Annotated in this window: 13 protein-coding genes and 1 pseudogene; 11 read left to right on the top strand and 3 right to left on the bottom strand. The window is 38.2% G+C overall.

Going from position 1 to position 13,149, the window contains the following annotated elements:
• Positions 1-31: 31 nt before the first annotated feature.
• Positions 32-1,318 carry a citrate synthase gene (locus tag IIC38_03230; protein ID MCH8124961.1) on the bottom strand — a complete coding sequence of 429 codons (1,287 nt, stop codon included), beginning with the start codon at positions 1,316-1,318 and terminating at the stop codon, positions 32-34.
• A gap of 264 nt (positions 1,319-1,582) precedes the next feature.
• Here IIC38_03230 and IIC38_03235 point away from each other — a divergent pair.
• The 4 genes and pseudogenes from IIC38_03235 to IIC38_03250 all read left to right on the top strand — a co-directional run bounded on the left by IIC38_03235 (position 1,583) and on the right by IIC38_03250 (position 5,626).
• Positions 1,583-1,645: pseudogene (locus IIC38_03235) on the top strand (pyridoxamine 5'-phosphate oxidase).
• Positions 1,646-1,723: 78 nt separating this feature from the next.
• A complete protein-coding gene (locus IIC38_03240; GenBank protein MCH8124962.1) occupies positions 1,724-2,362 on the top strand; it encodes a thioredoxin family protein in 639 nt (212 codons plus the stop codon).
• A gap of 618 nt (positions 2,363-2,980) precedes the next feature.
• The gene (locus IIC38_03245) at positions 2,981-4,081 is read left to right on the top strand and encodes a hypothetical protein (GenBank protein MCH8124963.1); all 1,101 of its coding nucleotides are present in this window, start codon (positions 2,981-2,983) and stop codon (positions 4,079-4,081) included.
• 30 nt (positions 4,082-4,111) lie between these two features.
• A complete protein-coding gene (locus tag IIC38_03250; protein ID MCH8124964.1) occupies positions 4,112-5,626 on the top strand; it encodes a magnesium chelatase in 1,515 nt (504 codons plus the stop codon).
• A 16-nt stretch (positions 5,627-5,642) separates the two neighbouring features.
• Here the strand turns inward: IIC38_03250 and IIC38_03255 are convergent, their stop codons facing one another.
• On the bottom strand, positions 5,643-6,047 hold the full coding sequence (locus tag IIC38_03255; protein ID MCH8124965.1) for a hypothetical protein: 405 nt from the start codon (positions 6,045-6,047) through the stop codon (positions 5,643-5,645).
• Between the two features lie 138 nt (positions 6,048-6,185).
• Positions 6,186-6,401, bottom strand: coding sequence for a hypothetical protein (locus tag IIC38_03260; GenBank protein ID MCH8124966.1), 216 nt, complete (start codon positions 6,399-6,401; stop codon positions 6,186-6,188).
• A gap of 317 nt (positions 6,402-6,718) precedes the next feature.
• Between IIC38_03260 and IIC38_03265 the strand changes: the two genes are divergently transcribed.
• The 7 genes from IIC38_03265 (at position 6,719) to menH (ending at position 13,019) form a co-directional block, all read left to right on the top strand.
• Complete coding sequence (locus IIC38_03265; protein ID MCH8124967.1) at positions 6,719-7,483, top strand: enoyl-CoA hydratase/isomerase family protein; 765 nt, start codon at positions 6,719-6,721, stop codon at positions 7,481-7,483.
• Between the two features lie 143 nt (positions 7,484-7,626).
• Complete coding sequence (gene ubiE, locus IIC38_03270; protein MCH8124968.1) at positions 7,627-8,358, top strand: bifunctional demethylmenaquinone methyltransferase/2-methoxy-6-polyprenyl-1,4-benzoquinol methylase UbiE; 732 nt, start codon at positions 7,627-7,629, stop codon at positions 8,356-8,358.
• Positions 8,359-8,392: 34 nt separating this feature from the next.
• Complete coding sequence (locus tag IIC38_03275) at positions 8,393-8,629, top strand: type II toxin-antitoxin system Phd/YefM family antitoxin (protein MCH8124969.1); 237 nt, start codon at positions 8,393-8,395, stop codon at positions 8,627-8,629.
• On the top strand, positions 8,630-9,013 hold the full coding sequence (locus tag IIC38_03280) for a type II toxin-antitoxin system VapC family toxin (GenBank protein MCH8124970.1): 384 nt from the start codon (positions 8,630-8,632) through the stop codon (positions 9,011-9,013).
• Between the two features lie 27 nt (positions 9,014-9,040).
• Complete coding sequence (locus IIC38_03285; GenBank protein MCH8124971.1) at positions 9,041-10,459, top strand: isochorismate synthase; 1,419 nt, start codon at positions 9,041-9,043, stop codon at positions 10,457-10,459.
• Between the two features lie 3 nt (positions 10,460-10,462).
• Complete coding sequence (menD, locus tag IIC38_03290; GenBank protein MCH8124972.1) at positions 10,463-12,226, top strand: 2-succinyl-5-enolpyruvyl-6-hydroxy-3-cyclohexene-1-carboxylic-acid synthase; 1,764 nt, start codon at positions 10,463-10,465, stop codon at positions 12,224-12,226.
• Entirely contained in the window at positions 12,219-13,019 is an 801-nt protein-coding gene (menH, locus tag IIC38_03295; GenBank protein ID MCH8124973.1) for a 2-succinyl-6-hydroxy-2,4-cyclohexadiene-1-carboxylate synthase, read from the top strand. The genes menD and menH overlap by 8 nt, the downstream gene beginning before the upstream one ends.
• Positions 13,020-13,149: the final 130 nt, after the last annotated feature.

The following is a 13,149-nucleotide window of genomic DNA, read 5'->3' on the forward strand; positions in this document are numbered from 1 at the left end:
TTTAATTAAGGTTAGCCCTTGAACCCAGTGTTCACCTTAATTCCATAGGGATATAATCTCTTTTGTCTTCACCGAGGTAGATTTGTCTCGGTCTGGAAATTGCTTGTTCTTTATCGGTTACCAATTCTTGCCACTGAGCGAGCCATCCCGGGGTTCTTCCAATTGCAAAAAGCACCGGAAATATTGTTACAGGCAGGTTCATGGCTTCGTAAATGATGCCCGAATAAAAATCAACGTTTGGATAAAGCTTGCGAGATATAAAATAGTCATCTTGTAAGGCAATTCGTTCCAATTCGTTAGCGATATCAATGATTTCATTTTTGCCTGTCACTTCGAAGACTTCATCGGCGATTTGTTTAATAATTTTGCCGCGAGGATCGTAATTTTTATATACGCGATGTCCAAAACCCATTAACCTGAATTCGCCTTCTTTGGCTCGTTTTACATATTCCGGTACTTTGTCTTTTGAGCCAATTTCTCGCAACATTCGCAAAACTTGTTCGTTTGCCCCGCCATGTAATGGACCGTAAAGTCCTGCAGCAGCAGCAGCAGTCGCACAATAGGGATCTGCTTCCGAGCTACCAACCGTTCGCATGGCGGTTGTGCCACAATTTTGTTCATGATCCGCATGTAGAATAAAAAGGACATCCATCGCCTTTTCAATTACCGGTGTTGGTTTATATCTTAACTCAGTCATCTTGAACATCATATTGAGGAAATTTCCTGTATAACTTAGTTCGTTATCCGGTAAAATATAAGGAAGACCCCTGCTGTGTCGATATGCAAATGCAGCTAAAGTCGGCATTTTTGCAATCAGGCGATAGATTTGCTTTTCCCTGGATTTAGGATTTGCAATTTGTTTCGAATTTGGATAGAATGTGGATAGCGCTGCAACCGTACTAACCAGAATCCCCATTGGATGGGCGTCATATCGGAAACCATCAATATGTTTTTTAACATTTTCATGGAGAATGGTATGATTGGTAATATTCCATGTCCATTCCTCCAATTGTTTCTGATTTGGGAGTTCGCCATGAATAATCAAGTAGGCTGTTTCTAAAAATGTACTTTTTTCAGCGAGTTGTTCAATGGGATAACCCCGGTAACGCAATATGCCTTTATCGCCGTCAATATCTGTAATAGTGCTCTTGCAAGCAGCTGTGTTTTTAAACCCAGGATCATAAGTCATTAAACCAAAATCTTCATCATTCACTTTAATCTGGCGTAAATCCATGGCATTTATTGTTTCATGCTCGATTGGAATTTCGTAGGTTTTCCCAGTTCGATTATCAGTTATTGTCAAAGAATTTTTACTCATTACCCGTCCTTTAATTATGCAAATTACATTTTGATGGTTGAGAAGTTACAAATTAGTCTGAGCATCAATTAATTTCAACAAATTCGGGTGAAATTGAGCAGGCTAATAAACTTATTAAATGACGGACTTTCGTTCCGGAGGTGATGCTGTTAACATGATAATTTGTGTCTAAACGAAAGCATTCTTTCTTGTCATTCCCGTACTTTGAGACTGTGTGAAAACTCAAAATCTTCCGAAGAATACAGAATATGCGATTAATGTTATCACGATCGGTTACAATATCTCAAAGATGGGGATCATTGGCGAATTGAACGCTTCGCGCCATAGCGGTCCCATTTTGTCTCCTTATGGGTCATTTTGACATCTAATGATTTAAAATTGAAAACAAGGTAAAGGATGAATTCGATGTCTAGAAGTTTTATCACTGAAAACCACATTAAAGAGTCAATTGATTTTTCGGAAGTAATGGAACAGGCTTCTGCCAAAGAGAAAAGACTCAATGAGCAATTAAAATCTCTGGATCAATCTCAACAAGAAGATTTGAACTTTCTTAGACTCAATAACCATCGAATGCGCAGGGTCTTAAAAACATATTCAGTCTCACCTGAGTTAAGGTATGGTGTTGAACAAATAAGAGAGCCCCAGACATGGTTAGTCCTTTCAGAGGATTTCTGTGGCGATTCTGCACAATCGCTCCCGATCATCTCAAAGATGGCCGAATTAAACCCAATGATTTCACTAAGAATTTTATCAAGAGACGATCATCTGGATCTAATGGATCGGTATTTAACCAGTGGAAAGCGGGGCATTCCTAAACTTATTGTAATTGATAAGAATTTTAATGAAATTTTTAACTGGGGACCACGGCCTAAGGAAGCGGCTAAAGTATTCATTGGCTCTTTAGAATCCGGAAAGGATAAAGACGAAGCTTATAAAGATTTACATACCTGGTACGCTAAAGATCGAGGGAAAGCCATCGAGGCGGAATTTATAGAAGTTTTGTCGCAAATAATTGTTGAAAAAGAGGGTGTACTTGCGGCATAAATCAATACAAATATCCTGTGTAAAGTCTGTGTAACTATTTTGAGCTGGAGGATAGAAATTTATCATTTCATAAAGTGGATTATAAAGCGTAAATCCTAAAATATATTTTGCCCAACTGTCCTTTGGATTCCTTATTTCAAATTTTAATGCCGTGTCTTTGAACGAAATAATTGTTATATGATGTACTCTGTCTTCATTCTCACTTAATTCAAAATCCTCCACCAAAAAAAAACATCAAGTAGTTTTTCCCTCGTATCCCTTCCGTGTCTTTGTGCCTCTGTGGTTCTCTATTTTTATCTGTGCAAGTCGGTGGCCACAATATGTTGTCGAAAAGCGGCAAGTGAGCCCCTGTAGATTATTTTAGCAATCAAATATTATTTGTTGCATTTACGAACTTATCCAATACATTAATTCTAAAAGTAAAAATTTATCACATGTCTTTCATCAGGTGTAACTTCTGAAAAATAGAGTATGTCATTTCGACGAAGCGAAGCGAGGAGAAACCTTACTCTAGCTTTGGCATATATCAAAAGATTTCTCGTCGTAAACTCCTCGAAATGACAGCTTAAAATTCACTTATATAGTAATTTCCAAACTGGTAGGTTGAAAGAAATTAAAATGTTAGGTTACAAATTTTCCAAATATATTCCTCAAAAAGACAATAAAACTCCCTTTGATAAGCTCTTCGATCTGTTCATGCAAACGTTGGTTTACACTTCCGGGGGGGTTGCAGAAGCATTGCATTGGTTGAATACACTCGATCGGCAATACAAAATTACTGACAACAAATATGGGATGGGTGACTTCATCCAGGATTTGAAGGATAAGGGATACGTAAAAGAAGACGCCCCGGGTAGTGAGAAATTTATTATTACGGCAAGATCGGAACAGACGATACGTCGCAGGTCGTTGGAGGAAATATTCGGAAAACTAAAGAAAACTCAACTTGGTAATCATTCCACAAACTTTACCGGAATGGGTGATGAACCCACTTCGGAACACAGAGAATTTCGATTTGGTGATTCCCTCGATCAAATTGCCATGACTGAATCCCTGAAGAATGCCCAGATTAATCATGGCATTAATGATTTTAAACTCACTGAAGATGATCTTGAAGTCGTCGAAAACGAATTTAAAGCCCAAACCTCAACCGTATTGATGATTGATATTTCGCATTCGATGATTTTATATGGAGAAGATCGAATTACCCCGGCAAAAAAAGTTGCCATGGCATTATCTGAATTGATTACAACAAAATATCCCAAAGACACGCTTGATGTGATTGTTTTTGGCAACGATGCCTGGCAAATTGAAATCAAAGATTTACCTTATTTGAAAGTCGGTCCTTACCACACAAATACAGTTGCCGGTTTGGAGTTATCGATGGATATTCTACGGCGTCGGCGTAATCCCAATAAACAGGTTTTTATGATAACCGATGGCAAACCCACATGTATTAAAGAAGGGTTACGCTATTATAAAAATCCATTTGGTCTCGACCGCAAGATTGTGAACAAAACACTAAATTTGGCCGGACAATGCAGACGATTAAATGTTGTAATCACAACTTTTATGCTTGCTCGTGAGCCGTTTTTGCAGCAGTTTGTCCGGGAGTTTACCCGGGTAAACAGTGGCCGTGCATTTTATACGAGTTTAAAGGGGCTTGGAGAATATATTTTTGAAGATTACGTTCGAAACCGGCGCAGCAGGGTTAGATAATAATATTCATTCAATAAAACGGAATTTTGTATGTCAGAAAATGTTTTGAAAATAAATACTTTTGGTGAATTGAAATCCTCAGGTTATTCACGTACATTAATTAAAGATGAGTTACGAACAAATCTCATTAAGAAATTATCCACTAAAGAAAAAATATTTAAAGAAATTATCGGGTTTGACGAAACAGTCATTCCCGATATTCAAAGGGCGATTTTATCTCGTCACAATATTATTCTCTTAGGTTTAAGAGGCCAGGCAAAAACAAAAATTGCTCGTTTGATGGTGAATCTTTTGGATGAATATATCCCTATTGTGAAGGGTTCCGAGCTCAACGACGACCCATTTGCCCCGGTTTCACAGTTTGCTCGAGAACTTCTTGTCGAGCAAGGCGATGATACGCGTATCGATTGGTTGCATTATTCCCAGCGTTATACTGAAAAATTAGCAACTCCGGATGTTTCAATTGCTGATTTGATAGGAGATGTGGATCCTATTAAAGCTGCCTCTTTGAAACTTCATTACTCCGATGAGCGCGTTATCCATTTTGGATTAATCCCGAGGTCCCATCGCTGTATTTTTGTGATCAATGAATTGCCGGATCTGCAGGCAAGAATCCAGGTAGCTTTATTTAATATTTTGCAGGAAAGCGATGTTCAAATTCGCGGATTTAAAATAAGATTGCCCCTTGATATGCAATTCATATTTACTGCAAATCCGGAAGATTATACCAATCGCGGCGCTATTGTTACACCCTTAAAGGATCGTTTGGAAAGTCAGATTTTAACTCATTATCCCAAATCGATTTCCATTGCAAAGCAGATCACCCGGCAAGAAGCACGGTTACATGAAGAACAGAAAATATTGGTTGATGTTCCAGAACTGGCAGAGAATTTGATCGAACAGATTGCATTTGAAGCCAGGAAAAGTGAATATGTCGATCCGAAGAGCGGCGTCTCGGCGCGACTAACTATTACGGCATATGAAAACCTGGTTAGTTCCGCGGAAAGGCGTGCAATTTTGTGTGGTGAAGAAAAAACGGTTGTAAGGATATCTGATTTTTGGGGTGTAGTTTCTGCCATAACCGGTAAGATCGAACTCGTGTATGAAGGGGAATTGGAAGGTCCGGCAAAAGTCGCACAGTATTTGATAGGCAAATCGATTCGAACCCTCTTTCCTAACTATTTTCCGGATCCTGAAAAACATCGACGTAACCCGCAGACCAGTCCGTTTAAAAGTATTATCGAATGGTTTGGACAAGGAAACGAGTTGGATATTTTAAATGATTGTTCACAAAGTGAATATATTAAGACATTGGAAAAAATTCCGGGGCTTAAAAAAATTGTCGACCGTTTTCAATCCAATTCTAAACCTGAACACCGCTACTTACACATGGAATATATTCTCCATGGTCTGGCAGAGTTTTCATTTTTAAGCAAGAACCAATTGGAAAGAGGATTGCAATTTAAGGATTTGATCAGCAGTATGCTGCCACTATCTGATGAGGAGGACAAAGATCCATTCCTGGATGAAGAAAGGGTTAATTAAATTAGGGCAGGAGCAGTTACGGAATTTCTGCTTTATCTTTCATTTGTTTTAATAATAATTCGATTTTCAATTCCCTGGCCCATATGTTCAAATAATTGTAATCTATGTTTTTAAATTGAACCTCATAAACCCGCATTGCATCTGTAAATTGTTTTTCACTTCCATCTGTAAGCTTTGCACATCGAAGTTTTGCTAATATTGTATCTTCGGGTCTTGAGATTTTTAATTCAACTCCGGTAAATTCTTCCAAATATCTTCTTGAAAATCTAGATTGATCAAATGGATCATTTGTTAAAATCCAAAAATCTACTTTATCTCCATCTTGTATATCGAGCAAATTAAACATAGTGTGATTGTCAATTGCTTCATAAATGCTGTCTTCATCCAAGTAATATTCAGGGGACGGAAAAATCTTTTTCAATTGTTTTACCACTTTTTTATTAATCGCAATTACTATATCAATATCGTGGGTAGATCGAGGTCTCCTTGCAGGCTGGAACAATTGAACCCGTAAACATATATTCTATGCGTATATTTTTAAGGGCAGAAATAACTTTTCTCAATAATTCCTGTTGTGACATTTATCTAACCGTCTCATGAGTAATTGCTTAAATTCTACTTCCGAAAGATCGGGGAATTGTTTTCGAAGTCCATAAATAAATAACTCTTTACTAAACTCAGACAATTCAAATGCTTTCATCAATCTTTTTTCAGGTCCCATATTGCGAAGTGTTTGAATATAGATTTTATGATTCGGGTATTTTTTAGGATTCATTATTTATTTCATCTTCAATAATCAAATTAACATGCGGCTAGCAAAAATCTATCGATAATATTAAGAAGTGTCAATAATTATTCCAAATTAGATTTCTCAAATTAATTGCAGTCTTGTATTTTAATATTCTCATTCATATTTTAATTGACTGTGTTTCATTTTTGATTTCATTCTAAAAGTGGGATACCGATCTCATCACTTTCATAAGTAAAGTATATGTTTTAGGCGTCAATTTTTTTTGGAAAAGCGATGGAATCGGTTTTTAGAATAGATTAATTTTTAAGTTAGATTAGAATTAACAATATCCCAGGTTTATCATGGCTGATCAGTCTGAAGTAAAATTTTCGATTCAAAACCAAACAGCGATTGTTACATTAAATCGTCCTGAGATTCATAATGCTGTGAATGAAGCAGTGATGGATCAATTGGAGTCTATATTATCTGAGATTGAGCAGGATAAGGAAATTCGTTCGATGATTCTAACCGGCAGTGGAGACAAAACCTTTTGCGCCGGGGGAGATCTGGCTTTTTTTGCAGAACTTACAACGCGCATGGAAGGCCAACAGGTTTCCGAAAGAATGCAGGCAATATTGGACCGGATTTGGAACAGTAACAAAGTATCAATTGCTGCTGTTAATGGACAAGCGCTTGGCGGCGGTTGTGAAATTCTTACAGCTTGTCATTTCCGTATCGCGGCGAAGCATGCCACTCTCTGTTATCGACAGGCTAAAAATGGAATCATTACCGGTTGGGGTGGTGGCGTTCGACTTTTTCAATTGATTGGCCGGCAGCGTGGATTGCGGCTTCTGTTAACCTCGGAATCGGTTAATGTTGAACAAGCCTACAAAATGGGTCTCGTAGATTTCATCGTTGATTCCGATCAATTGCTTCCAGCTAGCATGGAATTTGCTGAGAAGATTCAACGAAATTCTCGGGAAACAAATTCAGCATTTTTGCAGATTGCCCGCTCTTTTGGCAATACTGAATTAGAGCAGACTAAGAGTCTCGAAAAAGAGGCATTTTTAGATCTTTGGGTTAGTAATGAATTCAGACAATTTTTGAAAAGGTTTGTGAAAGAGTAGATAATAAATATTTACTAAAATGCAAATTGGTTCGTCCATCATGAAGGCCTGAAATCCCTTGCTTTTACGGTCTTTGAATCTTACTTTAACCCCTACTTTACACATTGAATACAATATAATACGAATAGTAAAACGAGTAATATATGTCAGAAGAGATTCTAACATTAGAGCCGAAGATTCCTTCTCGATATGAATCCTACAAAATGTTTAATCGCATCGCAGTTCGTTATGATTTTTTGAATCATTTTCTTTCTGCGGGACAAGATTATCGCTGGCGCAAGAAAGCGGTCAAATTATTAAAGAATGTTCCTAATCAAAAAATACTAGACCTGGCTTGTGGAACCGGTGATATCGCACTCACAGCATTAAAGCATAATCCTAATGTGGATTTCTGTATTGGGGTTGATCCGGCTATCGATATGCTGGCGATCGGTGAAGAAAAAAACCGCGAAAGAAATTTAGAGGGTCGCTTTGAATTAATTCAGGGTGATGGCGCTGAAATACCAATTGCTTCCAATTCATTGGATGCAGTCTTAATGGCATTCGGTATTCGAAATGTAGAGAATTTTGAAAAATGTCTTTTGGAGATGTACCGTGTATTAAAGCCTGGTGGAAGAGTAATTATTTTGGAATTCTCGTTACCTGAAAATTTTATGATCAAAATTCTTTACTTGTTTTATTTTAGATATATACTTCCGCATCTGGGTGGTTTCATTTCGGGCGATAAAAGTGCGTACAAATATTTAAACCGAACAGTTGAAACTTTTTCATATGGAGAAGCATTTTGTGAAAAACTAGAAGAAGTAGATTTTATCCACATTCACATGTCCAAGCTTAGTTTTGGCATTTCAACAATATATGTGGGAGATAAATGAAAAAATTTATGTTGAAACAAAAAAGTAAAGAATTATGACTACAATTAGTTTAGATGAAATTGCAAGAGATTTAAAAAAATTTTTTAAACGAGTTCAAAAAGGAGAATCTTTTTTCGTTACTAAAAATGACCAAACTATAGCTGAAATTCAACCTATACATTCAAATTCAGATAAATCACGTCCTTATGGATTATGCTCAGGAGAATTTGTTGTGCCAGATGATTTTGACGATGAATTGCCTGAAGAGATAATTAGACTATTTGAAAAATAAATGAAGTATTTATTGGACACTCATATTTTTCTTTGGTTCATTAGCGGAGATAAAAGGTTGCCAATTCATATGAAGCGAGGAATATGTGAAGCTAATAATGAAGTTTATTTGAGCGTTGTGTCTATTTGGGAATCAATTATAAAACAAAAACTAGGTAAGTTAATATTGCCAAAGCCAGCTTCTGTTTATTTACCAAAACAGCGTGAAAAACATTCAATTTCCAGTTTACCTTTGACTGAACCAAGTGTTGCTAAATTGGATGAATTACCCCAAATCCACAAGGATCCATTTGATCGTATTTTAATTTGCCAGTCTATTCAATTTAATTTAACAATTATGACAGTTGATAAAATGATTAAGTTATATACAGACAAAACATTCTGAGATCATCTATTAATTCATCATATTATTATGTCTATATCCAATCCGGAAATAAATACTCCCTTTAAGTATCTGTCAGACGAAGCCATTGAAACACAAATTCGTCAAACACTTCAAATAGCTCAAAGCAATGGCAATGGCAGGGATTTGCCGGTCCCCGTTATTATCACTTTGGAATTTGATAAAATCGATATTTTATCCTGGCTGCAAAGCGTGAATCAAACGCCAAAAGTATATTGGTGCAGTAGAGATAATGGTTTTGAGATCGGAGGCATTGGCTCAACCATAACAGTAACTACCCAAGATCCGGAATTGCTTCCAAAGAAGCTTGCTCTCATCGAAGAGATGATCCACAACAGCCCTGAAAACTCTAAGATCGGATTTATTGGCGGAACAAATTTTGATTTAACTTCAAAGAAAAACTCAAACTGGCAGAATTTTCCGACACTTTGGTTTGTGCTTCCGGAAGTATTTATTCATCGCCAGAATGATAGCTATTTTATCAGTATTTCTTCATTATTTGACAATGGAAGAAGTATTGCAGACTTGAAGTTAGATTTGATGAATAAAATAAAAAGCTTGGATTTTTCAAATGGCAAGGTGGTTGAAGCATCTTGGCCGAAAGTACTTTCCAGAACTAATTATCCTGAATGGCCGGAATGGCAAACGAATGTTCAAGAATCCCTCAAAAAAATTAAGGATCGAGAGATTGAGAAGGTAGTTTTAGCAAGAAGAACAGATTTGAAATTCTCTCATCAAATCAGTTGGGAAAAGGTCGTAAGGGCTTTTAAGAAACGGAATAAGAATTGTTTTATTTACTGTTTCCAGCCTATCGATGGTGTGAACTTCCTTGGAGCAACTCCGGAGAGATTATTCAAGACAAAGGGTCGAACACTGTTAAGTGAAGCGGTTTCGGGAACCATCCCGCGGTCAGAATCACCTGTTGAAGATATGGAATCCGGAAACTATTTACTCAACAGTGAAAAAAATCTCCACGAGCATGAATTTGTTGTAGATGCAATCAAAAAAATCAAGAATCGTTTATGCGATAACATTTATGCCCAACCATCTCCGAGCTTGTTAAAATTAACCAATGTCCATCATTTATATACCAGGATATCAGGAAAGCTCAGAGATAACGTTTCAACATATGATATTTTGTCCACTTTGCACCCCACTCCTGCCGTTGGCGGAACGCCAAGATCCAAGGCTCTCAATTTGATTAATAAGTTAGAGCCCTTTGATCGTGGTTGGTATGCCGCCCCAATCGGAATCATCTGCCGGGATTGGTCTGAAATTGTAATAGCCCTTCGGTCGGTTTTACTGGTTGGTAATTCCGCCAGGATATTTGCCGGAGCCGGGATTGTCCAGGGCTCCGAACCAAGAGCGGAGTGGGACGAGTTGGAAAGTAAAATATCCATCGCATTAGATATCCTCAACGAGAAATGATTTGTGAACCCACCCAACATTAATTACGTTTGGTCAGAAATTCTCATCGAAGAGTTGGTTCGAAACGGGGTTTGCCGTTTTATTATTTCACCAGGTTCTCGTAATTCACCGCTTGTAATCGCCGCGGCTAAAAATCCAAAATCTCAAACAATAATACATACGGATGAACGGGGAGCGGCTTTTTACGCCCTTGGATATGCGAAAGCCATTGGCAAACCGGCAGTATTGATTGCGACATCCGGGACCGCCAATGCAAATTATTATCCGGCAGTAATCGAAGCGAGTAGAGCGTCAGTACCTATGATCCTGCTCACTTCAGACCGGCCTGTCGAGCTTCGGGATACGGACGCGCCACAAACTATGAACCAGGTGAATCTCTACGGCCAGTTTGTCCGATGGAGTTTTGATCTGCCAGCTCCCTCCACAGAAATTGAACCTCAATTCGTACTAACCACTGTTGACCAGGCGGTTTATCGATCTATTCGTTCGCCGTCAGGACCCGTCCAATTAAATTGCCAGTTCAGGGAACCCCTTGACCCACGAGCGACCTGGAATGATTTTTCTATTTATTTGCAGCCAATAAAGAATTGGGAAACTGCCGAAAAGCCTTTTACCGAATACTGTATCCCTATTCTTGGTATGGAAGATAAAACAATAAATGAGAGTATTGCCAGGATCACAAATTCCCAAAAAAGTTTGATTATTGCCGGACCTATGCATGGTTTCACCAACAATGAAAACATCACAAAGGCAGCAGAAATGTTAGGTATGCCGTTAATGGCAGATGTAAGCTCCGGATTGAGATTTGGCGGAAAAGGTTCAGCGAACGTCATGGTTCATTATGATTCTGTATTGCGGACTCCCGAATTTATTGAACAAAATAAACCGGATTTGGTACTTCAACTCGGAGGGCTGCCGGTTTCAAAACCGTTAAGCACATATCTTGAGCAATTTAAACCGGAAACTATTTACGTAAATGATTCCCCTTTTCGACAAGATCCCTTTCACCAGGTCAGCCACCGCATTGAAATGAATCCACATGATTTCTGCAAAACATTAATCGAAAAAGGTGTCACAGCTTCCTCACAACTTTTACAATCTTTTGGAAAAGCCGAGCAAGTTGCTGAAGCTACACTAAATGAAATATTCAGCGAAGAAAATACTCTTTCTGAGTTGGTTGTTGCCCGAATGATCGTCAAGAATTTGCCTGAAAATCATAACCTGTTTGCAGCGAATAGCATGCCGATTCGTGATTTGGATGCCAGTGGCTTGAAACGTGATGCTAAACTAAATTTTGGAGTGAATCGTGGTGTGAATGGCATCGACGGCACAATCGCAACAGCAGTTGGTTTTGCAGCCGGCAATGGCCGGCCAACGACGGTAGTTTTGGGCGATCTTGCCATGCTGCATGATCTGAATTCACTTTTGTTGGTACGAAATACTGAAATCCAAATGACTATTGTGTTGATCAACAATAACGGCGGCGGGATTTTTTCATTTTTACCTATTGTTCAATCGACCGAAACCTTTGAGGAATTTTTTGCCACTCCCAATGACATAACCTTTGAACATACGGCCGCACAATTCGATCTGAATTATTGCAAGCCAACTTCAATAATAGAATGTAAAGAGATGTTGTTGCAAGCAACTTCCGGTGAGGAATCTGTGATAATTGAAATCCAAACAGATCGCCAGGAAAATGTGCGGCAACATCAATCTGTCTGGGATCAAATTTCTTCTGCAATTCGCACATCCCTGCATGACTGACACCAAACTTCACTTCGTAACAACAGGAAGCAGCAAGAATCCGGCAATACTATTTTTGCATGGATTTCTGGGAGCAGGCAGCGATTGGGATAATATTGCCGATTTTTTTTCCAATGATTTTTTTTGTATTTTACCTGATTTACCGGGGCATGGTAAAAGTGATATCGGTTTTCAGTTGCAAAATTATTCTTTTCAATCAACCGCCGAACAACTCATTTCCATGTTAGATGAATACCAAATCCGAACAGCCATTTTTATTGGTTATTCCATGGGAGCAAGGCTGGCTCTCTACACTTATTTTCATCATTCGATCCGATTGAAAGCTATGGTCCTGGAGGGAGTTAACCCGGGTTTGAGAACCAGTCTCGAGATAACAGAACGGTTGAAATGGGAAAATCAAATTTGCGAGCGTTTACAGGACGGAATGGAACCCTTCTTAGATTATTGGACTCATTTGCCACTGTTTCACTCTTTGCACGAATATCCGGAGAAGCTGAATGCTTTGAAATTAAAACGATTACAAAATCGATCGGATCGACTCATCCTTTCAATGAAAGCAGCAGGTTTAAGCCAGCAAACCAATTTTTGGCCGAGATTAAAACAAATCAATGTGCCATTAATGTTGGTGGTTGGAGAAAAAGATGAAAAATTTCTGACAATTACGAAAGAGTTTGTAAAGGAATATCCAAGGGCTGAATTGACGATTATCCCGAAAGTGGGGCATAACACCCATTGGGAAAACCCGGAGAGCTATGTAAATAAATTAAATAAATTCTTAAATGGAATTGGATGATGGATGGATTTATGTAATTAGTTGAGATAATTAATAACCACTAAGGCGCTAAGATCGCAAAGTTGAAAGATAACAATTTGTTATTTATGAATGACTAGATTAGTTAGGTTTTCACTACCAGGGGTTTTCA

Source organism: candidate division KSB1 bacterium, from assembly GCA_022566355.1.
Classification (GTDB): Bacteria; Zhuqueibacterota; JdFR-76; order JdFR-76; family DREG01; genus JADFJB01.